This window comes from Streptosporangium sp. NPDC005286 (assembly GCF_040607515.1).
Lineage (GTDB): Bacteria > Actinomycetota > Actinomycetes > Streptosporangiales > Streptosporangiaceae > Streptosporangium.
In genome coordinates, this window is sequence record NZ_JBEXGU010000065.1 from 12,750 (window position 1) to 38,009 (window position 25,260).

The window sequence follows — 25,260 nt, forward strand, 5'->3', positions numbered from 1 at the left end:
GCGTCACAGTGCGAATACGCCGCGATGGAGCGCAGGGGGACGGACGGCCTCCGGGGCGGCCGTCCGTCCCCCGCACGCCCTACTGGATTCCGGCCTCGGTGCACTTGTCGGCGAACTCACCGGTGCACAGCTCGTCCTTGGTGACGAAGCCGTCGGCGACGACGTCCTTGACGCTGTCGAAGAAGATCGGCTGCGGGTCGAGGAGAACGGCGGGCACGTCGGCGCCGCTCTCGGTGTCCTTGACCGTACCGGTCGCCGCGGGCTTCTCGCCCTTGGCCAGGCCGATGGCCAGCGCGGACGCCGCGTCGGCCTCCTTCTTGATCGCCTTGTAGACCGTCATGCACTGGTCACCGGCGAGAATGTTCTGCAGACCCTGCACCGTGGCGTCCTGACCGGTGACCGGGACCTTGCCGTTCAGGCTGTTCTTCTTCAGGACCGAGATGGCCGCGTTGCCGAGACCGTCGTTGGCGGCCAGGACACCGGCGATCTTCGGCTGCTCGGTGAGCATCTGCTCGAAGATCGTGCCCGCCTGGGCGTTGTCCCAGTCGGGAACCGACTGGTCGGGGCCCTTGACATAGTCCCCCGAGTCGTACTTGGCCTTGAGCACGCCGTCGTAGCCGTTCTTGAACAACGTGGCGTTGTTGTCGGTCGGCGAGCCGTTGAGCTCGGCGATGATCGGCTTGTCGGCCTTCTTGTCGGTCAGGCACTTCACCAGGCCCTCGCCCTGCAGAGTGCCGACCTTGGTGTTGTCGAAGCTGACGTAGTAGGACGCGCCGCCGTTGAGAGTGAGGCGGTCGTAGTCGATGGTGGCCACGCCCTGCGCCTTGGCCTTGTCGAGCACGGCCTTGCCGGTGCCGCTGTCAAGGTTGACGATCATCAGAACCGTGGCACCGTTGGTGATCATCTGGTCGGCGATGGTCTGGAACTGGGTCTTGTCACCCTGGGCGTTCTGGATGTCGTAGGCGACGCCCGCGGCCTTGAACGCCTCTTCCAGGTACTTGCGGTCCGCGGTCTCCCAGCGGGCGGAGGACTTGCTGTCGGGGAGGATGACGCCGACCTTGCCCGCCACGGCAGCCGAACTCTCCGCGGGGGACGCGCCGCTCGACGCGCTGGTGTCGGCATCGTCGCTCCCGCAAGCGGCGAGGCCAAGGGTCATCGCCGCGGCGGCGGCGGTAAGGCTGAGGATCCCCTTGCGCATGGTGCACGGGTCCTTTCTTCGAAAGTGGGGGGTACGACGGAGGTGCGGCATGCCGAATTCGCGGGTACGGCTCCACCGGATCTCGGCTCACCGTTCCGTTGAATGTTGTTTGCGGCAACGTATTCCGCCACCGGCCAGGAGCGCCAGACCTTCTATGGGTAAAGTTTGTTGTGGCCGGTAACAATCCAGAAACGCGTCATTAACCCCCATGGCCCCGCACGGCCATCTCGCCTGGGATCACGGCCCCCACCTGCCGCTTCCGGGCGGTGACCGGGAGAACATAAAAACCGCCCGGCGGGATGATGTCCCACCGGGCGGTTCCTGTCTGGGGTGTCCCCCGATGTGAGCGGAGCCTGCGTGCGGCCCCGCCCCTCCTGCTCAGCTCTTGGCGAGCAGGGAGCGCAGGACGTACTGCATGATGCCCCCGTGCCGGTAGTAGTCGGCCTCTCCGGGGGTGTCGATGCGTACGACGGCCTGGAATTCCTTGTCGTCGGCCCTGACCGTCACGGTCCGCGGGATGCCGCCTCCGTTGAGGGCCTCGACGCCGACGACGTCGAAGGTCTCCTCACCGGTCAGGCCCAGTGACTGCGCCGTCTCCCCCTCGGGGAACTGCAGCGGCAGCACGCCCATGCCGATCAGGTTGGAGCGGTGGATGCGCTCGTAGGACTCGGCGATGACGACGCGGACGCCGAGCAGCGCGGTGCCCTTGGCCGCCCAGTCACGCGAGGAACCCGAGCCGTACTCCTTGCCGGCCAGGACGACGAGCGGGATACCCGCGGCCTGGTAGTTCGCGGAGGCGTCGTAGATGAAGGCCTGCGGCCCGCCCGGGGCGGTGAAGTCGCGGGTGTAACCGCCCTCCACGCCGTCGAGCAGCAGGTTCTTCAGCCGGATGTTGGCGAAGGTGCCGCGGATCATGACCTCGTGGTTGCCCCGGCGCGAGCCGTAGGAGTTGAAGTCCTTGACCGCGACACCGTGCTCCTTGAGGTAGTCGGCCGCTGGGGTGCCGACCTTGATCGCGCCGGCCGGGGAGATGTGGTCGGTGGTGACCGAGTCGCCCAGCTTCGCCAGCACCCTGGCCCCGGAGATGTCGGTCACCGGCTCCGGCTCGGACGGCATGCCCTCGAAGTAGGGGGCCTTGCGGACGTAGGTCGAGTCCGGGTCCCACTCGAAGGTGTTACCGGTCGGGATCGGCAGCGAGCGCCAGGTCTCGTCGCCCTTGAACACGTCGGCGTAGTCGTGCAGGAACATCTCCTGGTCGATCGAGGAGGCGACGACCGCCGCGATCTCCTCGGGCGCCGGCCAGATGTCGGCGAGGAAGACCGGCTCACCGTCCGAGCCGGTGCCCAGCGGCTCGGTGTTCAGGTCGATGTCCATGGTGCCCGCGAGGGCGTAGGCGACCACCAGCGGCGGCGAGGCCAGGTAGTTCATCTTGACGTCGGGGTTGATCCGGCCCTCGAAGTTACGGTTGCCGGACAGCACCGCGGTGACCGCGAGGTCGTTCTCCTGGATGGCGGCGGAGATCTCCTCCTGCAGCGGGCCCGAGTTGCCGATGCAGGTGGTGCAGCCGTAGCCGACCAGGTTGAAGCCGATCTTGTCGAGGTAGGGCTGCAGGCCCGAGCGCTCGAAGTAGCCGGTGACGACCTGCGAGCCGGGGGCCAGGGAGGTCTTGACCCACGGCTTGCGGGTCAGGCCCTTCTCGACCGCGTTCCTGGCGAGCAGCGCGGCGCCCATCATGACGTACGGGTTGGAGGTGTTGGTGCAGCTGGTGATCGCGGCGATGGTCACCACGCCGTGGTCGATCTCGAAGGTGGTGCCGTCCGCCAGGGTGACCGGAACGACCCTGTGCGGGCGCTTGCCGTTGTGACCGGCGGCGTGCGGCCTGTCACCGTTGCCGGCGTGGGAGATCGCCGGGGAGTCCGAGGCGGGGAAGGACTCGTCGGACGCCTCGTCGAGCGGGCCCTGGATGCTCGGCACGTAGTCCTTGACGGCCGCGCGCCAGGCGCTCTTGGCCTCGGACAGCGCGATGCGGTCCTGGGGGCGCTTGGGGCCCGCGATCGACGGGACGACCGTGGCCAGGTCCAGCTCGATGTACTCGGAGAAGACCGGCTCCTCGGCCTCCGGGTCGAGCCACAGCCCCTGGGCCTTGGCGTAGGCCTCGACCAGGGCGACCTGCTCGGCGGGGCGGCCGGTCAGCGTGAGGTAGTCGATCGTCTGGCCGTCGATCGGGAAGATCGCGCAGGTCGAGCCGAACTCGGGGCTCATGTTGCCGATCGTGGCCCGGTTGGCCAGCGGCACGCTGGAGACGCCCTCGCCGTAGAACTCCACGAACTTGCCGACGACGCCGTGCTCGCGGAGTATCTCGGTGATCGTGAGCACCAGGTCGGTGGCGGTGGCCCCGGCCGGGAGCTTGCCGGTCAGCTTGAAACCGACCACCCGCGGGATCAGCATCGAGATCGGCTGGCCGAGCATCGCGGCCTCGGCCTCGATGCCGCCGACGCCCCAGCCCAGGACGCCGATGCCGTTCTCCATCGTGGTGTGGGAGTCGGTGCCGACGCAGGTGTCCGGGTAGGCCTTCCCGTCACGCGTCATCACCACGCGGGCCAGGTGCTCGATGTTGACCTGGTGCACGATGCCGGTGCCCGGCGGGACGACCTTGAACTCGTCGAAGGCGGTCTGTCCCCAGCGCAGGAACTGGTAGCGCTCGCGGTTGCGCTCGTACTCCCGCTCGACGTTGCGCTGGAAGGATTCGGGCCCGCCGAAGAAGTCGACGATGACCGAGTGGTCGATGACCATCTCGGCCGGGGCGAGCGGGTTGATCCTGGCGGGGTCGCCGCCGAGGTCGCGGACGGCCTCGCGCATGGTCGCCAGGTCGACGACGCACGGGACGCCGGTGAAGTCCTGCATGATCACACGGGCCGGCGTGAACTGGATCTCCACGTTCGGCGCGGCGGACGGGTCCCACTGGCCGACCGCGCGGATGTGGTCGGCGGTGATGTTCGCGCCGTCCTCCGTGCGGAGCAGGTTCTCAAGAAGGATCTTCAGGCTGTACGGGAGACGCCCCGACCCTTCCACGGCGTCCAGCCGGTAGATCTCATATCCCGCGTCACCGACGCGGAGCGTGTCACGGCTGCCAAAGCTGTTCGAGGACACGGTTCGCCTCCCTCATCACCCTGATGTCTGTCGCGCCGGCACATAGGCGCGATTGAATCCTGCCGCACCGCCGGAGCACCCCGGACTGTTAGGTACACCTAACCTCCGAGCCGCCCGCAGGTTGCAGCGGATGTCTCGATATCAAGATATCGCTCCGGGTATCTCGACATCAAATTACCCCTCAGTATGATCACTGCGGGGCGAGGCGGAGGTACAGCAGCCCGAGAACGACGACGGAAAGTACCGGGGCGAGAAACTTCTGCTCGAAAGCACGGCCCGTCTTGATGCCGATCTTCCACGGCAGCAGCCATTTCTGCCGTATCGGCCAGAGCACGGGACAGCCCTTCTCGGTGCAGCAGTCACCCACGACGTGGGTCAGGCATCCGATCGCGACCGCCAGCCCCAGCCAGGCGTAGCCCACACCGTCGCTGCGGAACACCACGAACAGCCCGGCCGTCATACCGACGTTGAGCATCGCCGAGGCGAACTTCTTGCCCGGAATGCCGATCCCGATCGCCCGCAGCGCCAGGCCGATGAGCAGGACCACCAGGATGTCGCGGCCGATCGGATAGGTGCCGGCCAGGTAGTGCGCGCCGAAGCCCGCGGCGGCCGCGAACACCAGCGAGTGGGTGGCGTTGCGGTGTCCGCCGGCGAGCCATGACACCGCCTTGCTCAGACCCCAGGTGACCGGCCCGAACGTCTGCGCGATCGTCGCGCTCGGATGGTCGAGGTCGGGCAGCATCGCGGCACCGGCGCAGATGATGGCCCCGGCGACGAACTCGGCCGGGTTGAGCGCGTTGACCATGACGCCGGTCTCTATGAACTTCGACGTCTCGGTCAGCAGGGGCAGCGCGGCCAGCCCGGGCGCCACCCCCAGCCAGGCGATCGCGCCCGTCAGCGCATGCGTATGCCCCATCATCGCTCAGACACCACCATCAAGATCACGCCGGGAGACTGTACGGCAAAGACCCCTCCAGGTGGAGGACCGTGCCATTTTGCACCATCGGCGTGTCGCGTGGGCGAGGCGATCCCGGCGCGTGAGCACCGGTCGCCTCCACCCGCTTCCAGGATCACTCGAGGGCGACGCTCGTCCGCTTCGATCTCCCCGTCCCTTCACGAGAAGTGCCTGCCATCGGCATCTTCCTACGAATGAGGAACGGATGGAACCGCCGATCGGTGCCGGGGACGGCCGTACGAGAGCACCCACCCGGGAAGATCGCCTTCACCCTGGGGTCTCACCCCGGAGTCCTCGCCGCACCCCCTCCGGATCGCCTCCACGGGAGGCCGGAGACGGGCGGGAAAGATCGGCGAGCAGGCGGCGGCCTGCGGAAACGACAGACGGGACCGTTCCGCGCCGAAAGCACCCCCCAGCCCTTCCGGCGCGGAACGAATCCCGTCTACGTCCTTTGTAACGTGCAGGTCTCAGTACTTGTTCCAGAATCCGGCAAGAATTACGTGATCTGCCTCACTTACACGCTGAGCACCCGCACGGTGACCGTCGGCTCCCCCTCAAGGGAAGAACCATATTTCAGGACAAGGGTTGCTGTCAGAATGTTCTCGATATATCTTTGAGGCATCGAGAGCGATCAAAAGACGATCGCGATATGGAGGTACGACATGACGGCAGCGAACGCCACGAGTGGCCCCTGGGCCGGGTTCGGCTCCCAGGAGGTCAGGCGCGAGATGAAGCGCGCGGCCAAGGAGGCGTGGCGGCAGATGGCCGCCGGATGGCACGAGAGCGGGCCGCAGCACGGGCCGCACCAGCACCACGAGGGCGGACCGCACGAGCACCGGCACCGCGGGCACCGCGGCCCCTTCCCCGGCGGCGGGTTCCCCTGGGACTTCGGCAGGGGCGGTCGAGGCGGCCGGGGGGGCAGAGGCCCGTTCGGCGGGGGCCCCTTCGGCGGGGGGCCGCCGTTCGGGCGCGGGCGCAAGGCCAAGCGCGGCGATGTCCGCGCGGCGATCCTCGCCCTGCTCACCGAGTCCCCGCGAAACGGCTACCAGATCATCCAGGAGATCGAGCGGCGCAGCGAGGGGGGCTGGAAGCCCAGCCCGGGAGCGGTCTACCCGGCGTTGCAGCAGCTCACCGATGAGGGCCTGGTCCTGGCCGAGGAGAACGAGGGGCGCAAGACCTTCAGCCTCACCGAGGCAGGCCGCGCCTACGTGACCGAGCACTCCGACGAGGTACGCGCGCCGTGGGAGGAGATGACGCCCGACATCGACGACAGCACCTGGGAGTTGATGGACACCGCCCGCCAGTCGGGGTTCGCCATGCTCCAGATCCTGCAGACCGGCAGCGAGTCGCAGATCCGGCAGGCGAAGGAGACGCTGGCCGAGACGCGCCGCAAGCTCTACCAGATTCTGGCCGACGGCGACACCGGCGAGGAGTGACCCGACCATGACGCCCCGAGACGGCCTCCGCATCGGAGACGCCGAACGTGACGTGGCGATGGAGGCCCTGCGCGAGCACTACGCCCAGGGCCGCCTGACCCGCGAGGAACTCGACGAGCGCCTCGAGTCGGCCCTGTCCGCACGGACGGGTGGCGACCTCGCCGTGGTGTGCGCGGACCTGCCCGGCCTGCCCGGTCCGCGCGACCCCGGGCCGGAGGGGTTCGAGGACACCGGGAGCCCGTGGGACCGCGGGTGGCACGCGCACGCCTGGGGCGTCCATCATCCCGGGTTCCGGCCCGGGTCCCGATTCCGTCACCGCGCGGCCTGGAGTCACCACCACGCGGGACACCGGGGCGGCCCCCCGTTCGCTCCCGTGATGATCCTGCTGCTGGTGGCGGGAGTGGCGATGGCCGGGGCCGGGGTGCTGAAGTTCCTTCTCCTCGCCTGGCTGGCGATGGCCGTGCTGGGCCTGCTCCGCCACAGGCGGTGGCACTCCCGGGCGCGGGCCCGCCGGTTCAGCCCTCCAGGCGCTTTCTGAGCCCCTGGAGAATGTCCTCCTTCTTCATCCGGCTTTGTCGAAAAATCACAGACCGGTGCCGGAGCGGCAAGAACCGTCTCGCGCTCCCCGCGCTGCGGCTCGCCCTCGACCCGGCGCGCCCGCGCCCCGAGGAGGGGCGCGGTGCCCGGCCTACACGTGCGGCAGGACCTCCTCGGCGATGAGGTTCAGGTGGTCGAGGTCGGCCAGGTCAAGCACCTGCAGGTAGACCCGCTCGACACCCAGTTCGGCGAAGCGGCCGATCTTCTCGGTCACCTCGGCGGGGGTACCCGCCAAGCCCGTCGCGCGCAGCACGCCGAGGTCCTGCTCGATGCCCCCGGCCCGCCGCGCGATCTCCGCGTCGCCGGAGCCGACACAGACGGTCTGCGCGACCGAGAGCACGACCGGCTCCCTGCCCTCCGCCTCACATGCCCTGCCGACCCGGTCAAAGGCCTTCGCGGTGTCGTCCAGGGTGCGAAACGGCACGTTGTACTCGTCGGCGAACCTGGCGACCAGGCGCGGGGTGCGCGTGGCGCCGACGCCGCCGATGATGATCGGCGGCCTGGGGCTCTGCGTGGGCTTGGGCAGCGCGGGCGAGTCCGCCAGCCGGTAGTGGGCGCCTTCGAAGGAGAACGTCTTGCCCGCCGGTGTGGTCCAGAGCCCGATCAGGATCTCCAACTGCTCCTCGAACCGGCCGAACCGCTCGCCGACCGGCGGGAACGGGATGCCGTACGCGACGTGCTCGGCGTCGAACCAGCCGGTGCCCAGGCCCAGCTCGACCCGGCCGCCGCTCATCTGGTCGACCTGGGCCACACTGATCGCCAGCGGCCCTGGCAGCCGGAAGGTGGCCGGGGTGACCAGGGTGCCCAGGCGAATCGTGGAGGTGTCCCTGGCCAGGCCCGCCAGGGTCGTCCAGGCATCGGTGGAGCCGGCACCGGGGTCGCCCGTTCCGATCCGCATGTAGTGGTCGGAACGGAAGAAGGCGTCGAACCCCAGCCGCTCCGCGGCCAGCGCGACCGCCAGCAACTCGTCGTAGGTGGCACCCTGCTGCGGTTCCGTGAAGATCCTCAACTTCATGACGACCATTATCCGGGCACTCCGGACGGCATCCGCAGAAAGCCCACGCCGCGGCCGGAACGCTTGCTAACGTTCTGCCCTTCGACGCAACGGGTAGCGGATCCGACACTCACAGCGATCGCCCCTGTCGTTGAGGAAGGGGGATCACATGCCCGTGGCGACCGACCGTCCCGACACTCGCCGGGCCCGCGAGCCCGGCACCCCGCCCCGGCCCCTCGTGGTGCTCGCCTCCATCGCGCTCGCCGCGGGAACCGGTGGCGCGATCTGGCTGCTGCCCCCCAGGGCGCAGGGCGAGTGGGCCGCCGCCGGCAGGCGTGCCGGGGCGGGCGCGCCCCCCTCGGGGACCGCCACCCGGCCCGCGCCCGAGCAGGCGTCCACACCGGCCGTCGTCCGCCCGTCGGGCTTCGTGGCGTTCGTGGACGCGGTCCACGACCCGCGCTTCAACCTCTCCAAGGCGGCCAGGAAGAGCCGCGTGCGCTGGTTCACGCTCGGCCACCTCACCGCCGGGCGCAGCGGCTGCGTCCCCCGCTGGGGCGGACTCCAGGGACAGGGACGCAATCCGGTCGCCAACCGGCTCGGCCCCCTGCGCGCCGCCGGCGGGGACGCGGGTCTCGCCTTCGGTGGCCCCGCCGGACGCGAACTCGCCACCGCCTGCGCGGACCTCGGCCGGCTCACCGCCGCCTACCGCCGGGCGATCGGCGCCTTCGACGCCAGGTACATCGACTTCGAGGTCCACGCCCCGGCCGGTGACGCCGCCGTGCGGCGGCGCGCCAGGGCGATCGCGGCCCTGCAGCGGCAGGCCGCCCGCGAGGGCCGCCCCCTCACGGTCAGCTTCACCCTCCCGGTCACCGGGACCGGCCTGGCCCTCGGCGACCAGGAGCTGCTCCGGGTCACCCGGGCGGAAGGCGTCGAGATCGCCACCGTCAACCTGCTCGCCCCCGTTGGCACCTCCCCCGGTTCCGGAGGCCGCCTGCACCCGATCGCCTCCGCCGTCCGCGCCGCGCATCCGCAGATAGCCCGCTCCCTGGGGGAGAGCGCCGCCTGGAACCGGATCGCCCTGACACCCGTGCTGGCCAGGTCCGGCGATCTCACCCGGCTCGACGCCCGCAGACTCGCCGCCTTCACCAGCCGCAACAACCTGGCATGGCTCTCCGCCAGGGGCGCGGCCCTCGCCCCCGGCATCACCCGGTTCCTCACCGGCGCGGCACGCTAGACAATCACTCCCCTTTAGGGTTATCTATGGGTTATAACCCTTCTATAACCCTAAAGGGGAGATGTGATGCCGAAGATCAACGTCTACCTGCCGGACGAGCTGGCCGAGGCGGTCAAGAGAGCCGGCGTGCCGGTCTCCGCCGTGTGCCAGCGGGCACTGGAGCAGGCCGTACGGCGGGTGACCTCCATCCGCGAGACGGCGCTCAGCGCCCCCGACCTCGACGACCTGGCGGCGCGCTTCCCCCACTTCACCCCGCGGGCCCGGTCCGTGATCAAGCTGTCGGTGGAGCAGGCTCGTGCCCTGGGCGCGGCCGAGGTCGGCACCGAGCATCTGCTGGGCGGCATGCTCGCCGAGGGGAGCAATCTAGCGCTCCAGGTCCTGGGCGCCCTGGAGATCGACCCCGAGGAGGTGCGGCGCCGGCTGGACCGGCCGAGCCCCGCCGCCCCGGCCGCGACCACCGGCGATGCCGAGCTCGCCTTCGGGGCGCCCGCGGCGGCGGCCCTGGAGATGACCGTCACCGAGGCCACCTCGCTCGGCCACAACTACATCGGCTGCGAACACCTGCTTCTCGGGCTGATCGCCGAACCGGAGGGAGTGGCCGGGCATGTCCTGCGGGAGCTGGGGGCCGAGCACCGGCTGACCCGCCGCGCGGTCGCGGCGGCCCTCGCCGGTTATGTCCACCTGCGCGCGCAGACCCAGACCGCCTCAGTCGTCCCGGCCCAGCTCGCCGACGCGGCGAGCGCACTGTCGGCGGCCGTACGCGAGGAGCTCCGTCCCGTCCTGCGCAGGCTCGACCGGCTGGAGGAGCACCTCGGCCTCGCGGACGAGGCGTAGCCGGTGAGCACGACCGTGCACGCGGTCGCAGCCGTGATCGCGCGCCTGGCCGTGGGCGTACTCGTCGGCGTACTCGTGGGCATCGGCTCGGGTGTGATCACGGGTGTGGTCTCCGGCCTGGTCGCCGGCGGAGTGGCTGGAACGATCGTGCGCGCCGCATCCGCGGAAGGCGGCACACGCGGCGGTTCCCCCGCCTCGGCGAAGGACCGCGCCGGAACGCGATGAGACACCGCCCCGGCGCGTTCTCCTCCGGGTCACTCCTCGGCCGACCCTGGTCACCCTCTCGGGCCTGCTTCTCCCTGCCCACCTGCTTCGGCCGTTCGAGGCCTCCGGCTCCCGGCCGCCGCCCTCGTGGGTCCGTCATCGCCATCCCGAGGACGCTGATCGCGGCGGGGCCGTGCGCTCCATGGCCCGCTTCGTCTCTCCCTCGGCCGCCCGGCGCACTTCTTTCTCGCCGTCGCGGGTGTCGACCTGGAGGCCGATCGGTACGTAGCCGTTCGCCTGGCCGTCCGCGACGTTCTCGTCCAGGCGCGCCAGGGCGGTCACGTAGTGGCTGCAGGCGGCAGCGTTGAAGGGGTTCGGGCTCGGCATGGCAGAGGCGGTCGGGGCGGTCGCGCCCGAGCCGCATCCGGTCACGAGGGCAGTGAGCAGGGCGAGAGGGACGACTCTCCACATAGTGACTCCTGATGAGAGTTTGAGGGCGGCGAGTAGACGTCACCCGCCTCACACAGGAGTACGGCGTGGCCCGCGACACCGTGCGGCGGGCGATCGGCTACCTTGCCGAGCTCGGCCTGGTGCGCACCGTCGCCGGCCGAGGGACGTTCGTGCGCGCACGGGAGGCGGCGGTGGTGGCAGGAGAGCCGGGGATGCGCATCTTCACTCGGCCCCCTACGCGCGCCGAGCGGGCCGAACTGGATTTCAGTGAGGGCGTCTGGGTCCTGGTGGCCGAGCGGCCAGATGGAGGCGTTGAGGTGCTTCCTGGGGACGCGGCGGAGATCCGGCTGGAATAGCGAGAGGTCCCCGCGGTGGAGCGGGGGCGACTCCCCTGCGCGGCCGCACCGGGACCCTACCGGGTGCCGCTATTGCGGCCTACCCCTTGGTCTGTATCGGTCGGGTCTCTTGTCTACGCAATGTGACGGGCCGCGAGTTCCAAGATTGTGCGCATCTCATGCGCAAAGCTCTTGGAAAACACTGACTCACACTGACCCACAGCGAAACATGACGTGTTGCATAACTGCAGTTCAGAGCCTAGATCGACCCGCTGACCAGCAGCGCCACACACTCCACGTGGTGGGTCATCGGGAACACATCAAGCTCATATTTCCCCAGTTCAAGGGGAGGAAAGTGAGCCGCGATTGGGCTCCATGCGTTCCTGGTGCGTCTTGATCTTCGACCACGCCGCTTCGACTTCCCCGTGCGCCCCAGGAGCGAGGTGGGCATACCGCAACGTCGTCTGATACGAAGCGTGGCCAAGCAGGTCCTTCACCCGGTACAGGTCGACACCCTGCTGCACGAGCCAGCTCGCCGCCGTGTGCCGACAATCGTGTGGGTCGTAACGTGGCACCGGCTCGCCCCTTTGCTCCTTGGGCAGTTTCCGATTCGCCTCACGGATCTTCTCGTTCGCCGTATCGATCGCCTCATACCAGACGACCCGGCAGTTCGCCCCCGACAACAGCGTCCGCGCCTCGGCCCCCCGGCGACCGGCGCCGGGTGACGAAGAGGAATGCGTCCCGGCCCCGCTCGGCGATGAGCGGGGCCATCCGGTCCAGCACCCAGCGAGGCACCGGCACCTCCCGTCGCGAAGAGGAGTTCTTCGGGTACTCCTTCCACTTCCCCTGCTGGCTCACGACGCCGCGGATCGACACCTTCCCCCGTAGCCAGTCGATCGGGTTGCCCTGCCCATCATCGCGCTCGGCACCACAGACGCCGGCGGCCTCGCCCCACCGCGGCCCGGCGTAGCACATGAGGTCCTTCATCACCCCGTGCCCCTCGGGCAGCTCAGCCACGATCGCGGCCACCTACGCCGGAGTAAACCAGCTCGGCAGCTTAGTCACCGCCATCGCGAACCCGAGCAACACCAGCTATATCGCCGGGTCGCCTGCGGTCGAGTTGACGTTCGTCGCGCCGACGTCGGGCCGGGTGCTGATCATCGTCGGTGGAGGGATGGGCAACTCCGCAGGCGCCGACAGGATCTCCCTGTCCCCGGAGGTCCGGGTCGGAACCTCGGGCGGCACGGTGGTCCTGGTGCCCGGAGTCACCAGCCGGGGATGGGGGTCCGACAACTGCTCATCCGCGCACACCTACGGCTCCCGCGAGTCCGTACTGGAGGGCCTGACGCCGGGGGTGGTCTACTACGCGGTCGTCAAGTACGTGGTGCAGGTGCCCGACGCTGGGACGACTACGGCTGACATCGCGTGCCGGGACATCACGGTGGTGCCGATCCCATGACCGCGGCAGACAACACCCTGCGGCCGAGCGGCCAGACAGCGTTCTTCCATGAGGACACGCTGATCGCGAACCTCGTGTCCACCGCGTACGAGACCGGGTCTCCAGAGGTCGGCGTGTACTTCGTCGCCCCGCCGTCCGGCCGGGTCCGGCTGACGATCGGCGGCGGGTTCCGAGACAACGGCGCCAGTGCCCGAGACAGAGTCTTCCTGGCCCCTCAGCTGTTCCGAGACAGCAGCGCGGGAACGGAGGTCCTGGCCCCGTCCGTGACCGTCCGCGGCTACGGGTCCGCGGCCGAGAACACGGAGTTCCAGTACGGCAGCCGGGTGAGCCTGCTCGATGGGCTGTCCCCGGGCGCCCTGTACTACATCCGTACCCAGCACCTCACCAGCGCTGGCACCGACCCCGACACGGCTGACATCGCCTCGCGCGACATCATCGTCATCCCGATGCCATGAACCAGGCGATCAGGTGGTGGCAGGGTCTGCGGAGCCGGGTCGGGCGCCGAGGGGCGGCGCTGTTGTTCTTCGCCCTCCTCGACCTCGTCTTCGCCCAAGGTCTGGTCTGGGCGCCGGCGGAGACTCGCTCAAGCAGTACGTACGCCTTCCTGTCGACGATCCTGCCGCTCTGGGCGTGGGCAATCCCGTGGGCCGCTGTAGGGCTCGTCTGCCTTGTCTACGCATTCGCGCGCGAGGATCGGCCCGCGTTCATCGCCGCATCGGGCCTGAAGGTCGGCTGGGCCGCCTTGCACCTGGCCGGGTGGCTGGTCGGCGAGATCCCCCGCGGCTACCTCGCGGCCGCCATCTGGCTGGGGTTCGCTGGGTTTGTACAGGTGATCGCGCTCCCCGACAAGCAGTGGAACCGGTGATGGACCCCGCCGCCGTCCTCGTATCCGCGATCGGCGCCGTGGCCAGCATCGTCGCCTCGGTGGTCACCGCCCGCACCACGGCAGGGACGAGCCAGACGAAGACCGAGGCCGACGAACGCACCGCACTCAGGCAGATCGAGGCCGGCGTCTACGAGCGGGCGAAGGCCTTCTACGAAGCCACCTTGACGCGGATGCAAGCCGAGATCGATCGGCAGGCCGCGCAAATCAACGCATTGCAACGGCAGGTCGCGCGGCTGACCCGGCAGGCCAGGGACGCCGGGCTGGTGCCCGTGACGAGCAGTGAGGACGACAGCCCATGAAGACCGTGAACCTGGAGAACCTGGAGGACTGATGCCGTACCTCACTCAGCTCGCCGACATCGCCCGACGGACCGGCTACCCCGTCACCGAGGTCCCTGGCTGGAAGACCCGCGGCCACGGTCCTCAGCCTGAGGTCGACGGAATCGTCTGCCACCACACCGCGGGGTGGAACGACATGCACGTGGTCCGCGACGGCCGCCCCGGGCTGGAGGGTCCGCTGTCGCAGATCTGGCTTCGCCGCGACGGCCGGATCTTCGTGGTGGCGGCGGGCCGGTGCTGGCACAACGCGCCGAGCCTGTCGCTGGGCCATACGAACGGCCACTCGATCGGCATCGAGGCGGAGAACGACGGCCGCGCTCCGTGGCCGGCCCCCAGCTCGACTCCTACCGGAAGCTGTGCGCCGAGCTCTGCAAGGAGTTCGGCCTGTCGGCCTCGGTGGTGAAGGGCCACAAGGAGGTCAATGCCTCCAAGCCCGACCCGCACTCGATCAACATGACCACCTTCCGGGCCGAGGTCGCCCGGCTCATGAGCGGAGAAGACATGCCGACCGCGAAAGAGATCGCCGACGCCGTGTTCGAGCGGTTCACCCATACCGTCACCGAGGACCTCTGGGCGGCCAAGGAGAAGATCCTGGAGCCGGGGCAGAAGATCGACCCCCGGAGCGCGTTCCGGCAGATCTGGGCGTACGGCAAGGACGGCTACGCCCGGAACCGGGAGATCCTCGCCCGGCTCGACGCGCAGTCGGCGACCATCCGTGAGCTGGCCGTCGCGCTGGCGGCCCGGGACGACGAGATCGACGTGGACGCCCTGGTGGCGCGGATCGAGGCCGCCATCTCCGGGATCACGGTTCGGCTCGACGTCGGCGACCCCGCCCCGTCGTGATCGAGGGCGCGCTCCTCGCCTACCTGCTGGCTGCCGCCCGGCGCGACGAGGGGCCCGATTTCATACCGGCAGATATACCACCACCGCCTGACCAGCTCGAATGCGGGCGGGTTTCAGAAATCCGACCTCAGATGAGGGAGCAAAACATGAAGATCGGAAGTATGGCCAAGTCCATCGTCGGCGGTGTCGCGGCGGGCGCGGCCTCACTCGTGACCGCTGTCGACGACGGCGTCATCGTGTACAGCGAGTGGGTGACCATTGCCCTGGCGGTGCTCGGCGCGCTGGGCGTCGTGTACGTCGTGCCGAACGCTGCGAAGTCCGACCCTCCCGCGCAGACCGTGCGTGGTCCGTATCCGATGAGCTGAGCACCCACCAGGAGCAGAGTCGTGTGCCCCCGCCGCCTCGAAGGGCGGCAGGGGTTTCTTCGCGTTTCCGCCCCGGCATACTGGGGTGGTGGGGCCTCTGACGTGCGGCCGTACCGACGGGGCCCCACGCCGATCCCCCGCGCCCGCCCTCGTCGGGGTCTCTCAGGTGATGTACACCCTGAAGCGGTAGCCGAACGAGGGGGAGCCCAAGCAGGGACCGGTCGGGTCACCGTACGGGAGAACGATTTCCCGCTCCGCCACGCACTCCTCCAAGGTGGGGTAGGGGCCGTAAACAACCACCCAAGGCTCAGGCGCGTTGGTTTGAGTGGCGGCGGAAGCGGGTGCGGCACCGGTCAGGGCGCCGATGCTCACCGCTGCCGCGAGTACGAGCGTGGTGTGGAGTCTGCGGATTTCCACTGTGGCCGGCTCCTCACGAATCCGTCGGCTGGGGAGGGCGCCTCAAGGTAAGCATGGATCGCCGAAAGCGAGGAGCTACCAGCTTTCCATATTGCGGCTCTATGGGCGTCTTCTCGTGAGTGCTTTTCACAGACCTTAATGGCCGCGCCCCGCCGGTCCGAGGCGTAGACAACATGCCATATCGGCCTCCACATATCGGGGAATGGAAGGGCGAGTCACTCGAAATTACGCCCTATCTCATATCCTGCCGCTACAAGCAAGTCCTCCCAACCACCAAATTATTTTGTCTCTCTGGCTTCTTTTTCGAGTTGCGGTATCGACATTGAGCGGCCCGTCGTTAGATCATTCCGAGTGTTCGGTCTCGAACACTCGGAATTTCGCGGAAGGATCAAATTTTGAACCGGTTACGCGTACTCACCCTGGTATCCGTTTCCACCGCGTTGTTGATCGGTGTGTCGGCTTCGGCGTCGGCGGACACCCCTACCCCGAAGGCACCGACAAGCGCGAGCTCCGCCTGTTATGAGCCAGCTCGCGATCAGGTCCTGACCACCCAACAGGGCATCGATCTCTTCAAGGCGTGCTCCACGGCGAATGCGGCCGCGGTCCCGGGGTGGCACTGGATGGGCAATTACGGGGACGTCTATTCCTTGGCCAACGCCGCCAATTCATGGGGGGCCGGGCCAGGGGAGCTTCTCACCCAGATCATGAGCAACGGCCTTCTGGCAACGTTCATGTACTACTGAGAAGGCAGGTAAATCCGGGGGTATGGGGCCGTTTACGGCGGAAGAAAAAACAACTTCAACCGCGGGGGCCGGATCTCGGAGCCACTGCGCGTATCGGACGTATCACACGTCGCACCGATTGCCTCCCATAACGGACCGGCATAACGAGCACCAGCGGCTGAGCCGATTCGCCCTCGTCCCGGGGAGCCCTCTCCGTACGCTGGCCTGGTACGGCCCCCTCCCCTGGGGATGATGCTGCAGCTGACCCGCCCCCGCGGGAACACGGAAGCCCCGCCGCTCTTCTGAGCGGCGGGGCTTTTTCGCATTTCCAGGTCGCTCTACGACCTTGCCGCGTCGGGCGTCTCCGCAGTGTTGGTGAGCGTGATCCTGATGGGCAACCCGGATCCGGCGAGTACGTCGACGTCGGCTGCGTTCGCGCCGGCGAACCCGGCCCCGAGCAGAATGAGTCCTGCCAGGGCTGCCAGAGCGAGGCGCTTCCCAAGTCGGGCTGTCGCAGTCATGTGACCTCCGAAGAATAGGTATCGGCTGCCCATAATGGGCGGTGTGACTTGCAATCGGCTGGTGAGCGGCTGAGCGGCAGGCCCCGGCTCCCCGTCGCCGAAGCCGGGACCGGAGCGTTCAGTCACCGCTATCGGCTATCGCCGCTGACCTGTCTGGAGAGTGGACGGGCCGCTCTACCCTCGGGGTGGGGATTAGGGGATAGGGCGGCCCGCAAAGCAAGATATTGCCTGGCCTTTAGATTCATTGCAAGAGCTTGACCTGCAAAAACATGCTGATCCTTTCCGTCTCAGGCAAAGAAGACGGGCCGGGAGCGAGGGTGTCGGCCGTGCGGCGAGAACCGCGTCGTCTATCGGGGCGGATGGTTAAGATCCCGGCTCCCCTCGCCGGAGCCGGGACCAAGTGGTTACTCGGCGGCCAACCGCTCCGCCTCCGCGTGTAATGCCTCGACGAGGACGAGCTCCAGTAAGAGGTGTTCGTCCACGAGGGCGTCGAGTGTTGCCATAACCCCTCCTCGGTCTGTGGACGTGTCGCCCGCATCGGCGGTTTACGGGCATACCGGAAAGATCTGGGCATGACGAAGCCCCCGCCGTGACGACGAGGGTGTCGCCGGGGCGCAGGTAGTCGAGGCACGCGGCGAGCTCGGGCCTCAACGTGTTCTTGCCGGAGAGCTTGTCGGTGAAGGTGCGGATGCATCCGGCATCGGTGAGGGCGCGGATCTGCCGGTCTAGGTTCTGGTCTTTGGTGGAGACGCGGCCGTACCCGACGAGGGTGCCGGTGCGGGCGGCGGGCAGAAGATCATCAGTGGTGGTCATGGTGTCCCCGTGTCGACAAAAGGGCGGTGGGGGGATTGTTGAACAGCAAGATTTTTCAACGCGTTTCTCGACACTCCGAGGGGGTGGATCGGCTCTCCCGATCCCCCGGAAGCGATCTTGTTGAGAGACGGTCGATTCTCAACACGACCCGAGACGAGACGGCCCCGGCACCGAAGCGCCGGGGCCGTGAGGGTCAGCCCGCGTTACCACCAAGAGGTCTTCTTGGCCTCCCGAAGCGCCTCCTGGCACCTGCGGTCCGCCTACCGGTCCTTGGCCTTAGCGGTCTTCAGCTCGCCCTGGACATACGCCAGGTTCGACTCGCGGTCGCGGACCCAGGCAGCGGACCCGGTGCGTCGCGCGTCGGCCAGCTCGCGCTCCACCCGCTTGGCCGCCTTTTCGAGCTCCACGGTTTCCTTGTTCTTGAACAGACCCATCTCGGGTCTCCCTTCTGGTTGAGGTTTGGAGCGAACGCTCCGGACACGCGGCCGGCCAGGCGGACGGCCGCGCACCCGCAACCTCCGTCAGCCGATGGTCCAAGGCCGGCCAGAGTCGGCCGCGGCCTGCGCGTCCCGAGCGATCTGCTCGGCGATCCGCCGGTCGTTGCCCCGCAGTCGGGGAGCGACCTCGCGCAGGGACCGGGCCGCCTGCTCGGCCTCCTCGCCACGCAGAGTCCGCGTGTCGCTGCCGTTGCGCATGAACCCGAGCAGCTGGGCCGCACCGGTCGAGGACTTCCCGCCTTTGCGCTCCACCTTCTTGGCGAGCTCCTCGGAGCAGCCGTAGGAGCGGGTGCCGGTGTTCTTGCCGAAGAAAATGCCCATGGTGATCTCTCCTTGTGATCAGGCGCTGGGTGATGGGGGTGGGGCGGACGCTCCGGGCGGCCCTCCCGTCGCATGCGGGAGAGCATCCGCAGCCCCCGCTGCGGGGGTGGATCATGAGGTCAGATCGCCTAACCCGGTTAGTGATCCCCTTTTCAGGTTGAGGGCCGCGATCCTGCCCGTGACCTGTGGAAAGTGAGCCGGTTAGCCAGTGAGCAGGCGTTAGGAGCGGGCCACTCAGAGCCCCGTAGAGCGGGTTTCGCGGGGAGGCCGGCCATCTCACTCACTCGCCTCTCGCCCCGCCAGGACCTGCCGCAGATCGGCCGGATCCAAGCGCAGCACGTTGCCCGTGTTGGTGACCTTGACCCCGTACTCGCGCGTCAGGATGTCGCGCAGCTGGATGCCGGTAAGACCCTGGTAGGGGTGCCAGGCCGGGGCGAGCTTCCGCAGCAGGCCGGGGATGTCGGCCAACCGGACCCGCTCTTCGTCCAGGACTTCGTCAAGGTCGGCCAGCAGGTCCCGTGACTCCTCGACCGCGACGGCCGCACTGGAGTTGATGCCGGCCAGCTCGCGGATCTTCATGGCGCGCTCGACGACCTGCTTGGCCTCGCTCTGCGACACGTAGAAGCAGCGCAGCAGGGCGGGCTTGGGCTCGAAGCCCTTGGCCATGCAGGTGCCGACGTCCCCGAGGCTCTCGTCGGTCTTCGGCTCCAGGCCGACCGCGGAGATGCCCGCGGTGTAGGAGCCGGTGCCGAGCACGGCGTCGTTGGACTGCTGGTCACCGATGGCGAAACACGCCTTGCTGGAGATGACGGCCATCAACTTGCGCGGCAGTGACGCCGACGATGGCTCCGGTGTCGCGAAGATCAGCGTGTAACCGTACTTGCGCGCCGCATTCAGCAGCCGCACCGCGAGACTGACGGCCTCCTCGCCGTACTCCTCGTGCATGAACAGGGCCTGGCACTCGTCCACCACGATGATCCGCGGGCGCAAGCGCGCGTCCTTCTCGGCGAGGGCCCGGGTGACGGCGCGCTCGCCGTGCTCCTTCAGTGCCTTGCCGCGCACGTCGAGGTCGGCGTACGCCTCCCGCAGCGTGTTCAGGCACCTCTCCACGATCTCGTCGCCGGTGCCGGTCAGCAGGGTCCGCAGGCGGGGCTTCATCGGGTCGTAGTCGGCGTTGACGGCCATCACGAACACGTCGATCTCGACCAGCGGGTCAAGCATCGCACCGAGCAGCTTGGTGATGATCAGCGTGGACTTGCCGGAGCCCATCATGCCCGCGAGGGCGTAGTTCGCCTCCGACAGGCGGCCGATGATGACCTTGCCGCGGATGTTCACCCCGTCCGGCGTGCCCTTGAAGTAGTCCACGGTGCCCTCGTGCAGCAGGGGCCACGGATCGACCGGCCCGGAGAGTGCTCCCTGGTCGGCGACCCACAGGTCCAGCACGCCCGCCTTGGGCTCGGTCGGCCACACCTCGATCGGGAACCGCACCAGGTTGTGGGAGAGGATCGCCTTCTTCTTGGTGATCATCTCGACGGTGACACCCGCAGGCAGCTCCAGCTGGGTGCGGTAGCCCTTGCCGTCGCGGTGGGTGGGCATCGGGAAGCGGGGCCGCCACCCTTCCTTGAACGCCTTGTTCAGCTCGGAGATCCCCAGCTTGCGCAGGGCGTTGAGGATGGCGCCCTCGTCGGGGATCACGTCGCGGCCCTCGGGGCCGTCGGCGGGGCCGACGAGCCAGGTCGGGGTACCGACGCGGCGGCCTTCCTTCCACGCCGCGACCAGTGCGAGGACCGGTAGCAGGAACCACGTGTACTTGAGCACGGTCAGGAGCAAGCGGATCACGCCGCCGACGAACAGCCAGACCGCGCCGAACGAGCCGACTCCGGTGGCCCAGACGGCGGTGGACAGTGCCAGCAGCAGCACCAGCGCCCCGATCAGCGAGATCCCGAGGGTCTTGGCGACGTTCAGCGCGAGGAACGGCAGGTCCATGAGGCGGCCGTGCCGCTGATGGACGGCCTTCTCTTTGCGGTCGACCCACTCAGCGAGCGCTTCCCGGTCGCCGGCGGCCTCAGCCGCGCGGATCTGGCGGCGGTAGACGCCGAGGGTGGCGGCGTCGGCGGCGCGGACTGCCCAGGAGTGCCAGCCCTGGGCGACGGTGAACGCGGCCACGGCGGTGACCTGGGCGGCCTGCCGTACGACCGGGGACGGCTGGACGGCGACGGCGCGGCCGGCGATTCGGACGGGCAGCCGTAGGGCAGGGCCGTCATCGACGATCTCGCCTTCGTAGACCATCAGCTCCAGCTCAACACCGAAGTCCTGCGTCGGCTCGACCTCCTCGGCCCGCTCGGCGTCGACCGGTAGCGGCAGGTTCGGGGCGTCGGCGCTATCGCGGACGACGCGCAGGTGAGAGCGCTGGATCTCGCTCATGCTCGGCCTCCGGCGAGCTCGGGGCCGCCACCGAGAGCGGCCAGGCCGATGGCGACGACGACCAGGACGGTGCCGACGCCGTGGGCGGTGTGCCAGAGCAGGCGGCACACGGTGGCCAGCAGCAGCAGCGTCAGCACGACGGCGACCTGGAGGGTACAGGCGGCCACCCGCACCCACCCGGCGGACCGGACGGCGGCGCGCATCTCACCGCAGGTTCGGGCCTGGGCGGTGGTCGGCCGGGTCGACGCCAGGGCGAAGGCCAGGGCGGCGAGCAGCAGGGTCAGGAAGGTGGTCATGACGAACCTCCAGCGATGATCAGGGCCGTGATGAACAGCCAGCCGATGTGCCAGGACTGGTCGAGGGCATAAGCGCCGGACCCGAGGTGGCCGGCGCCCATCCGGTAGAAGTCCGCCTTGCCGACGCGCTCGGCCAGCCGGGCGAGCGTGACCCGCCGGTCAGCCCAGTAGTGCGAGGCCGCATCCACGGCCAGGCCGATGACGACGGCGACCGCGGCCAGGCGCAGACCGGTGACGAGCTCCATCGCCAGCAGTGCGGCGGCCTTGGTGAGGGTCAGGGTCGCGACGTGGCCGAGGCAGGCCGCCCGGCCCACCTGGGTCGGGGCTCCCTTGGCGCATGCCTGGTGGTGGGTCTGCACCCAGTGGTCACCCACGGAGTGCGCGGCGTAGAGGGTGGCGAAGGTCGCGGCGAACGCGGCAGCGGCGGTCATGACGCACCGCCCGTCGGACCGCGCCCGTTGACCGATCCATTGACGGTCAGAACCCTCTCGGGGCGCGCGGCCGGGACGGTCGCGGTCTCCTCGGACTCGGGCTCCGGCTCCTCGGCCGCGGCCCGCTCGTTGTCGACATCGACTTGGGCGTAGCCCGCCTTGCGCTTGCTGATCCGGGCGAGGGTGCTGAGCTTGGCCTGGGAGAGCTTCACGCCGCCGTCGAGACACGTGGCGTAGATCAGCTTGGCGAACTCGTAGCTGTCGATCTCGGGTGCGGCGGGGGTGTTCGACCCCGACTGCGGATCGGACATTTCGACCGGGACGGTGGAGGGAGCAACCAGCCCGGCGGCCTGCTCGACGGACGTCTCGGCATAGACGTCGAGGGCGTCGGGGAACAGATGCCGAAAGACGTGCATCAGGATGTGCGACCCGAACGCGATCGCCCCGACGAGCTGCACCGCGATCAGTCCGACGACAACGCCATCCAGCTCCTCGACCAAGGTCTTGCCGTCGCCCTGCATCTGAAAAGTACCGAGTCCGTGCAGGTGGTTGACCACGTAGCTGGTCACGGTGAACAAGGTGACCACGCCCAGGCAGTAGACCCTCGGCCAGAACTTGTGCCGCAGCACGACTGCGGCGATCAGGGCGAGGACGATCAGTCCGTCCGGGGCAAAGGGGTAGAGGAATGCTCCGGTGGGGTCGAAATGCGCGGCCTTCGCGGCATCCGACTGCGAAGTCCACGAGCCTCTGAAGGCCACCACGATGACGGCTGCCAGAAGAACGGCGAGCGCGACAGCGATCCGGCGTACAGCGGTGCTCTGGACCACCGGTCCGGAGGTGGTCCGGACGGTCTGCTTCGACGCCTCGGGGCTGGACTTGATCGGCGGGGCGTCGGTCGGGGTCGGCGTCCTGGCGGGGTGGTTGGTCCGACGGAAGCGGCCGGTGAGGCAGGCCCAGCGGGACGGGTGTGGACCGTCCGCGACGGGGTGATCCGGCGCGAGGGCCGCGCGGCCCTCGGCGTGGTCATCTGGCGTGACCTCGGTCACGCCCGTAGCGTTCTCCATCACGATCCTTCTCTGCTGTCGGTGGTGCGGGGTCGAGGTCCCGGGCCGCGGTGAGGTCGCTGGCCCGGGACCGGCTGGTGTGGCGGTGGTGGAGCTGGTGCTCCGGACACGCGCCCGGTCGGGCCGGGCGCGATCCGCAACGGCAGCTACGGTCAGGCGGAGACGAGCGCTTTGCTCGCGTTGACGAGGCCCTTGAAACCGGCGCCGGGCTTGAACTTCGGCGCCCGGGACGCGGCGATCGTGATCTGGGCGCCGGTCTGCGGGTGGCGGCCGGCGCGCTCGGCCTTGTCGACGGTGTCGAAGGTGCCGAAGCCCGGGATGGTGACCGGGTCGCCGGCGGCGACGGCCATCGGGATGACGTCGAGGATTCCGTCGAGGACCTTGGCGACGGTCTTCTTGTCGACGCCGTCGATGTGCTCGGTGACGGCGGCGACGAGCTCGGTCTTGTTCATGGTTCTCCTTCGGTTCGGTGGAGCTGGCTGCTCCGGGCACCCGCCCAGCGGTCGTGCTGGGCGGGCACCCGCAACGTCAGCGGACAACGAGCTGGTCCTTGCCGAGGTGGATGGTTTGGCCTGGGGTGATGGTGGCGGCTTGGTGGCGGAGTTGGGCGGCGGTGTCGCCGTCGGCGGCGTAGGAGCGGGCGGTGAGGAGTTTCGCGGCGGTCTCCGTCGTGATCGTGGCCATGTCGCCCCCCTCAGGTCTGGTTCGGCTTCGGCATGGCCCGGCACTTCTCGGCATGGGACTGCGCCCAGTCGCGGACCTTGGGGGTGGTGTACTTGCCGCCCTCGTCGGTCTCCTCGACCAGCCGGTCGGTGGAGTAGCACCAGATCTGCTGCGTCCAGTCGCGGGCCTCCCTCTTGCCGCATCCCGTGCAGGTGGCGACGGTCGTGGTGGGGGCGGTGTGGCCGGAGCTGGGGTGGTAGCCGCACACCTCGCGGATGTCGACGGTGGCGCCGCCGACGGTGAGGTACCGGGCGAGGACCCCGGCCGGCCACTCGGTCGCGGTCTCACTGCTCATTTCGTTCTCCTGGGCGGGTTGGTGCGGGCGGGGTCGTCCTGTCGGGGGCGGGGCTCGGGCTGCGCCATCGCGGAGTCGAACTGGTTGAGCGCGGTGAGGGTGGCGGCGAGCCGCTCGGCCGGGGTCACCGCTCCCCCTCGTAAACCCAGCGGGGGACGATGCCCTCGCCGCCGCAGAACTCGCAGCTCCCGGCGCCGCCGCACTCCTGGCAGGTAGCGGGGTTGTCCTCGTACCAGGGGGTCGTGCGCTTCATCGCTCCTCCCGCAGGGTGAGCAGGGCGGCGCGGGCGTCCCGCTCGCGCTGGATCTTGGCGAGCTGGGTGGAGGTGTAGGGCTGGCCGCTGGTGCCGTTGGGGTCGGGGTGTTCGAGTGGGTAATCGCCGCCCGCGAGAAACTCGGCCAAACAGCCAGACGAGACGAGGTGGTTCTCCTCGCCGCCGAGCTGGCCCGTACTGGATAACTTGAGATGCAAGTCCCAGCCTGCTTCCCCATCCCTGACTGGACATCCAGTGCGCATCAGCTACGAGACGGCGGCGGCACCCGGCCGACCGCACAACGAGGACTACGTCGTCACGGGCCCCAGGTGGGTCGCCGTGCTCGACGGCGCCACCGCCCCGGCCGGGGTCGAGTCCGGCTGCAAGCACGACGTGCCCTGGCTGGTCGCCCAGCTCGGTAGCGCGCTGGCCCGCCAGCTCGCGACCCGGTCACAGGGGAGTCTGCCTGACCTCGTGTCGGCAGCCATCCGGGCCACGATGGCGGCCCACGCCGACACCTGCGACCTGACCAACCTCGACAGCCCGTCGTCCACGGTCGCCGTGTTGCGCCAGCAGGGCGAGCTGGTGGATTACCTGGTGTTATGCGACTCGCCCATCGCACTCCAGCACACGGACGGCACGCTCACCGTGATCGACGACGACCGGACCGACCGCCTGCCCGGCGGCCGGCCGTACAGCCTGGAGCTGGTGCGCGCATCACGTAACCGGCCGGGCGGGTTCTGGGTCGCCGCCGCCGTGCCCGAGGCCGCGTACGAGGCGTTGACCGGGTCGGTCGAGGCGTCCACAGTGAGCGGTGCGCTGCTCCTCACCGACGGCGTGACCCGGCTGGTGGAGTGGTACGGCCACACCTGGGAGCAGCTGGTGGACACGGCGGCCACGAGCGGCCCGGGGAAGCTGATCCGCTGGGTGCGACAAGAGGAGCGAGACCGGGGGGCGCCGTCTATAGCGAAAAAGCACGACGACGCGACAGCAGCCTGGCTCACCTGGTGAACTGCATACGACTCGATCACCCCGGCCTCCGGGCCGGTCTCATTACGGGGACGTCGACCTCGAGACCGTCCGCGTCTGGGCCCGCGCTCTATCCCGATCTCCGGATCGGTCTCATTGCGGTGAGTGGATGGCCATCGCCCGCGAGAAGCTCGGCGAGACGGCCGCCCGAGACGAGGTGGTCGTCCTCGCCGCCG

34 protein-coding genes and 2 pseudogenes are annotated in these 25,260 nt (G+C 69.0%); 15 read left to right on the forward strand and 21 right to left on the reverse strand.

What is annotated here, in order from left to right; translation table 11 throughout:
- Positions 1–79: 79 nt before the first annotated feature.
- From ABZU75_RS23290 to ABZU75_RS23300, 3 genes are all read right to left on the reverse strand, one after another.
- Positions 80–1,198 carry a substrate-binding domain-containing protein gene (locus ABZU75_RS23290; RefSeq protein WP_355557779.1) on the reverse strand — a complete coding sequence of 373 codons (1,119 nt, stop codon included), beginning with the start codon at positions 1,196–1,198 and terminating at the stop codon, positions 80–82.
- A gap of 378 nt (positions 1,199–1,576) precedes the next feature.
- The gene (acnA, locus tag ABZU75_RS23295; protein ID WP_355557781.1) at positions 1,577–4,348 is read right to left on the reverse strand and encodes an aconitate hydratase AcnA; all 2,772 of its coding nucleotides are present in this window, start codon (positions 4,346–4,348) and stop codon (positions 1,577–1,579) included.
- A 190-nt stretch (positions 4,349–4,538) separates the two neighbouring features.
- A complete protein-coding gene (locus tag ABZU75_RS23300) occupies positions 4,539–5,267 on the reverse strand; it encodes a metal-dependent hydrolase (protein ID WP_355557784.1) in 729 nt (242 codons plus the stop codon).
- A 698-nt stretch (positions 5,268–5,965) separates the two neighbouring features.
- On the opposite strand from ABZU75_RS23300, the gene ABZU75_RS23305 reads away from it, so the two are divergent.
- Positions 5,966–6,739 (forward strand): PadR family transcriptional regulator, encoded by a 774-nt coding sequence (locus ABZU75_RS23305; RefSeq protein ID WP_355557787.1) that lies wholly within the window; start codon positions 5,966–5,968, stop codon positions 6,737–6,739.
- Between the two features lie 7 nt (positions 6,740–6,746).
- Positions 6,747–7,277 (forward strand): DUF1707 domain-containing protein, encoded by a 531-nt coding sequence (locus ABZU75_RS23310; protein ID WP_355557789.1) that lies wholly within the window; start codon positions 6,747–6,749, stop codon positions 7,275–7,277.
- A gap of 150 nt (positions 7,278–7,427) precedes the next feature.
- On the opposite strand, the gene ABZU75_RS23315 is transcribed toward ABZU75_RS23310, so the two are convergent.
- The gene (locus ABZU75_RS23315; protein WP_355557791.1) at positions 7,428–8,351 is read right to left on the reverse strand and encodes an LLM class F420-dependent oxidoreductase; all 924 of its coding nucleotides are present in this window, start codon (positions 8,349–8,351) and stop codon (positions 7,428–7,430) included.
- A 148-nt stretch (positions 8,352–8,499) separates the two neighbouring features.
- Here ABZU75_RS23315 and ABZU75_RS23320 point away from each other — a divergent pair, with 148 nt between their 5' ends.
- The 3 genes from ABZU75_RS23320 (at position 8,500) to ABZU75_RS23330 (ending at position 10,623) form a co-directional block, all read left to right on the forward strand.
- Positions 8,500–9,564: a hypothetical protein gene (locus ABZU75_RS23320; RefSeq protein ID WP_355557794.1), complete on the forward strand. Its 1,065-nt coding sequence runs from the start codon at positions 8,500–8,502 to the stop codon at positions 9,562–9,564.
- Positions 9,565–9,630: 66 nt separating this feature from the next.
- Entirely contained in the window at positions 9,631–10,398 is a 768-nt protein-coding gene (locus ABZU75_RS23325; RefSeq protein ID WP_355557797.1) for a Clp protease N-terminal domain-containing protein, read from the forward strand.
- A gap of 3 nt (positions 10,399–10,401) precedes the next feature.
- Positions 10,402–10,623, forward strand: a complete 222-nt coding sequence (locus ABZU75_RS23330; protein ID WP_355557800.1) for a hypothetical protein — start codon at positions 10,402–10,404, stop codon at positions 10,621–10,623.
- 135 nt (positions 10,624–10,758) lie between these two features.
- Here the strand turns inward: ABZU75_RS23330 and ABZU75_RS23335 are convergent, their stop codons facing one another.
- Complete coding sequence (locus ABZU75_RS23335; protein WP_355557803.1) at positions 10,759–11,073, reverse strand: hypothetical protein; 315 nt, start codon at positions 11,071–11,073, stop codon at positions 10,759–10,761.
- Positions 11,074–11,114: 41 nt separating this feature from the next.
- On the opposite strand from ABZU75_RS23335, the pseudogene ABZU75_RS23340 reads away from it, so the two are divergent.
- A pseudogene (locus ABZU75_RS23340) lies at positions 11,115–11,408 on the forward strand (GntR family transcriptional regulator); the annotation flags it as partial.
- A gap of 320 nt (positions 11,409–11,728) precedes the next feature.
- Here ABZU75_RS23340 and ABZU75_RS23345 read toward each other — a convergent pair.
- Positions 11,729–12,070, reverse strand: a complete 342-nt coding sequence (locus ABZU75_RS23345; protein WP_355557806.1) for a tyrosine-type recombinase/integrase — start codon at positions 12,068–12,070, stop codon at positions 11,729–11,731.
- Entirely contained in the window at positions 12,036–12,374 is a 339-nt protein-coding gene (locus tag ABZU75_RS23350) for a hypothetical protein (RefSeq protein WP_355557809.1), read from the reverse strand. Before ABZU75_RS23350 ends, ABZU75_RS23345 begins: the two co-directional genes overlap by 35 nt.
- On the opposite strand from ABZU75_RS23350, the gene ABZU75_RS23355 reads away from it, so the two are divergent.
- The 8 genes from ABZU75_RS23355 (at position 12,361) to ABZU75_RS23390 (ending at position 16,438) form a co-directional block, all read left to right on the forward strand.
- A complete protein-coding gene (locus tag ABZU75_RS23355) occupies positions 12,361–12,846 on the forward strand; it encodes a hypothetical protein (RefSeq protein ID WP_355557812.1) in 486 nt (161 codons plus the stop codon). The genes ABZU75_RS23350 and ABZU75_RS23355 overlap by 14 nt on opposite strands.
- A complete protein-coding gene (locus tag ABZU75_RS23360) occupies positions 12,843–13,301 on the forward strand; it encodes a hypothetical protein (protein ID WP_355557815.1) in 459 nt (152 codons plus the stop codon). Before ABZU75_RS23355 ends, ABZU75_RS23360 begins: the two co-directional genes overlap by 4 nt.
- Complete coding sequence (locus ABZU75_RS23365; protein ID WP_355557818.1) at positions 13,298–13,711, forward strand: hypothetical protein; 414 nt, start codon at positions 13,298–13,300, stop codon at positions 13,709–13,711. The genes ABZU75_RS23360 and ABZU75_RS23365 overlap by 4 nt, the downstream gene beginning before the upstream one ends.
- On the forward strand, positions 13,711–14,031 hold the full coding sequence (locus ABZU75_RS23370) for a hypothetical protein (protein WP_355557821.1): 321 nt from the start codon (positions 13,711–13,713) through the stop codon (positions 14,029–14,031). The genes ABZU75_RS23365 and ABZU75_RS23370 overlap by 1 nt, the downstream gene beginning before the upstream one ends.
- Positions 14,032–14,062: 31 nt before the next feature.
- On the forward strand, positions 14,063–14,473 hold the full coding sequence (locus ABZU75_RS23375) for an N-acetylmuramoyl-L-alanine amidase (RefSeq protein ID WP_355557824.1): 411 nt from the start codon (positions 14,063–14,065) through the stop codon (positions 14,471–14,473).
- On the forward strand, positions 14,392–14,913 hold the full coding sequence (locus tag ABZU75_RS23380; RefSeq protein ID WP_355557826.1) for a hypothetical protein: 522 nt from the start codon (positions 14,392–14,394) through the stop codon (positions 14,911–14,913). The genes ABZU75_RS23375 and ABZU75_RS23380 overlap by 82 nt, the downstream gene beginning before the upstream one ends.
- A 146-nt stretch (positions 14,914–15,059) precedes the next feature.
- Positions 15,060–15,278: a hypothetical protein gene (locus ABZU75_RS23385; protein ID WP_355557829.1), complete on the forward strand. Its 219-nt coding sequence runs from the start codon at positions 15,060–15,062 to the stop codon at positions 15,276–15,278.
- Between the two features lie 812 nt (positions 15,279–16,090).
- Positions 16,091–16,438 (forward strand): hypothetical protein, encoded by a 348-nt coding sequence (locus tag ABZU75_RS23390; protein ID WP_355557836.1) that lies wholly within the window; start codon positions 16,091–16,093, stop codon positions 16,436–16,438.
- A gap of 317 nt (positions 16,439–16,755) precedes the next feature.
- Here the strand turns inward: ABZU75_RS23390 and ABZU75_RS23395 are convergent, their stop codons facing one another.
- From ABZU75_RS23395 to ABZU75_RS23460, 14 genes and pseudogenes are all read right to left on the reverse strand, one after another.
- Positions 16,756–16,938 (reverse strand): hypothetical protein, encoded by a 183-nt coding sequence (locus tag ABZU75_RS23395; protein WP_355557839.1) that lies wholly within the window; start codon positions 16,936–16,938, stop codon positions 16,756–16,758.
- 600 nt (positions 16,939–17,538) lie between these two features.
- Positions 17,539–17,751, reverse strand: a pseudogene (locus ABZU75_RS23400) (recombinase family protein); the annotation flags it as partial.
- A gap of 260 nt (positions 17,752–18,011) precedes the next feature.
- On the reverse strand, positions 18,012–18,185 hold the full coding sequence (locus ABZU75_RS23405) for a hypothetical protein (protein ID WP_355557842.1): 174 nt from the start codon (positions 18,183–18,185) through the stop codon (positions 18,012–18,014).
- A gap of 87 nt (positions 18,186–18,272) precedes the next feature.
- Positions 18,273–18,569: a hypothetical protein gene (locus ABZU75_RS23410; RefSeq protein WP_355557845.1), complete on the reverse strand. Its 297-nt coding sequence runs from the start codon at positions 18,567–18,569 to the stop codon at positions 18,273–18,275.
- Between the two features lie 276 nt (positions 18,570–18,845).
- Positions 18,846–20,993, reverse strand: a complete 2,148-nt coding sequence (locus ABZU75_RS23415; protein ID WP_355557848.1) for a zonular occludens toxin domain-containing protein — start codon at positions 20,991–20,993, stop codon at positions 18,846–18,848.
- Positions 20,990–21,289: a hypothetical protein gene (locus tag ABZU75_RS23420; RefSeq protein ID WP_355557851.1), complete on the reverse strand. Its 300-nt coding sequence runs from the start codon at positions 21,287–21,289 to the stop codon at positions 20,990–20,992. The genes ABZU75_RS23415 and ABZU75_RS23420 overlap by 4 nt, the downstream gene beginning before the upstream one ends.
- Complete coding sequence (locus ABZU75_RS23425) at positions 21,286–21,720, reverse strand: transcriptional regulator (protein ID WP_355557854.1); 435 nt, start codon at positions 21,718–21,720, stop codon at positions 21,286–21,288. The genes ABZU75_RS23420 and ABZU75_RS23425 overlap by 4 nt, the downstream gene beginning before the upstream one ends.
- Positions 21,717–22,784, reverse strand: a complete 1,068-nt coding sequence (locus ABZU75_RS23430; protein ID WP_355557857.1) for a DUF2637 domain-containing protein — start codon at positions 22,782–22,784, stop codon at positions 21,717–21,719. Before ABZU75_RS23430 ends, ABZU75_RS23425 begins: the two co-directional genes overlap by 4 nt.
- A 152-nt stretch (positions 22,785–22,936) precedes the next feature.
- Positions 22,937–23,236, reverse strand: a complete 300-nt coding sequence (locus ABZU75_RS23435) for an HU family DNA-binding protein (RefSeq protein ID WP_355557860.1) — start codon at positions 23,234–23,236, stop codon at positions 22,937–22,939.
- Positions 23,237–23,312: 76 nt separating this feature from the next.
- Positions 23,313–23,468 carry a hypothetical protein gene (locus tag ABZU75_RS23440; RefSeq protein ID WP_355557863.1) on the reverse strand — a complete coding sequence of 52 codons (156 nt, stop codon included), beginning with the start codon at positions 23,466–23,468 and terminating at the stop codon, positions 23,313–23,315.
- A gap of 10 nt (positions 23,469–23,478) precedes the next feature.
- On the reverse strand, positions 23,479–23,802 hold the full coding sequence (locus ABZU75_RS23445; protein WP_355557866.1) for a hypothetical protein: 324 nt from the start codon (positions 23,800–23,802) through the stop codon (positions 23,479–23,481).
- On the reverse strand, positions 23,799–23,930 hold the full coding sequence (locus ABZU75_RS23450) for a hypothetical protein (protein ID WP_355557868.1): 132 nt from the start codon (positions 23,928–23,930) through the stop codon (positions 23,799–23,801). The genes ABZU75_RS23445 and ABZU75_RS23450 overlap by 4 nt, the downstream gene beginning before the upstream one ends.
- Entirely contained in the window at positions 23,927–24,055 is a 129-nt protein-coding gene (locus ABZU75_RS23455; RefSeq protein WP_355557870.1) for a hypothetical protein, read from the reverse strand. Before ABZU75_RS23455 ends, ABZU75_RS23450 begins: the two co-directional genes overlap by 4 nt.
- On the reverse strand, positions 24,052–24,273 hold the full coding sequence (locus ABZU75_RS23460; protein ID WP_355557873.1) for a hypothetical protein: 222 nt from the start codon (positions 24,271–24,273) through the stop codon (positions 24,052–24,054). The genes ABZU75_RS23455 and ABZU75_RS23460 overlap by 4 nt, the downstream gene beginning before the upstream one ends.
- Positions 24,274–24,310: 37 nt before the next feature.
- Between ABZU75_RS23460 and ABZU75_RS23465 the strand changes: the two genes are divergently transcribed.
- Positions 24,311–25,066 carry a protein phosphatase 2C domain-containing protein gene (locus tag ABZU75_RS23465; RefSeq protein ID WP_355557876.1) on the forward strand — a complete coding sequence of 252 codons (756 nt, stop codon included), beginning with the start codon at positions 24,311–24,313 and terminating at the stop codon, positions 25,064–25,066.
- Positions 25,067–25,260 lie beyond the last annotated feature (194 nt).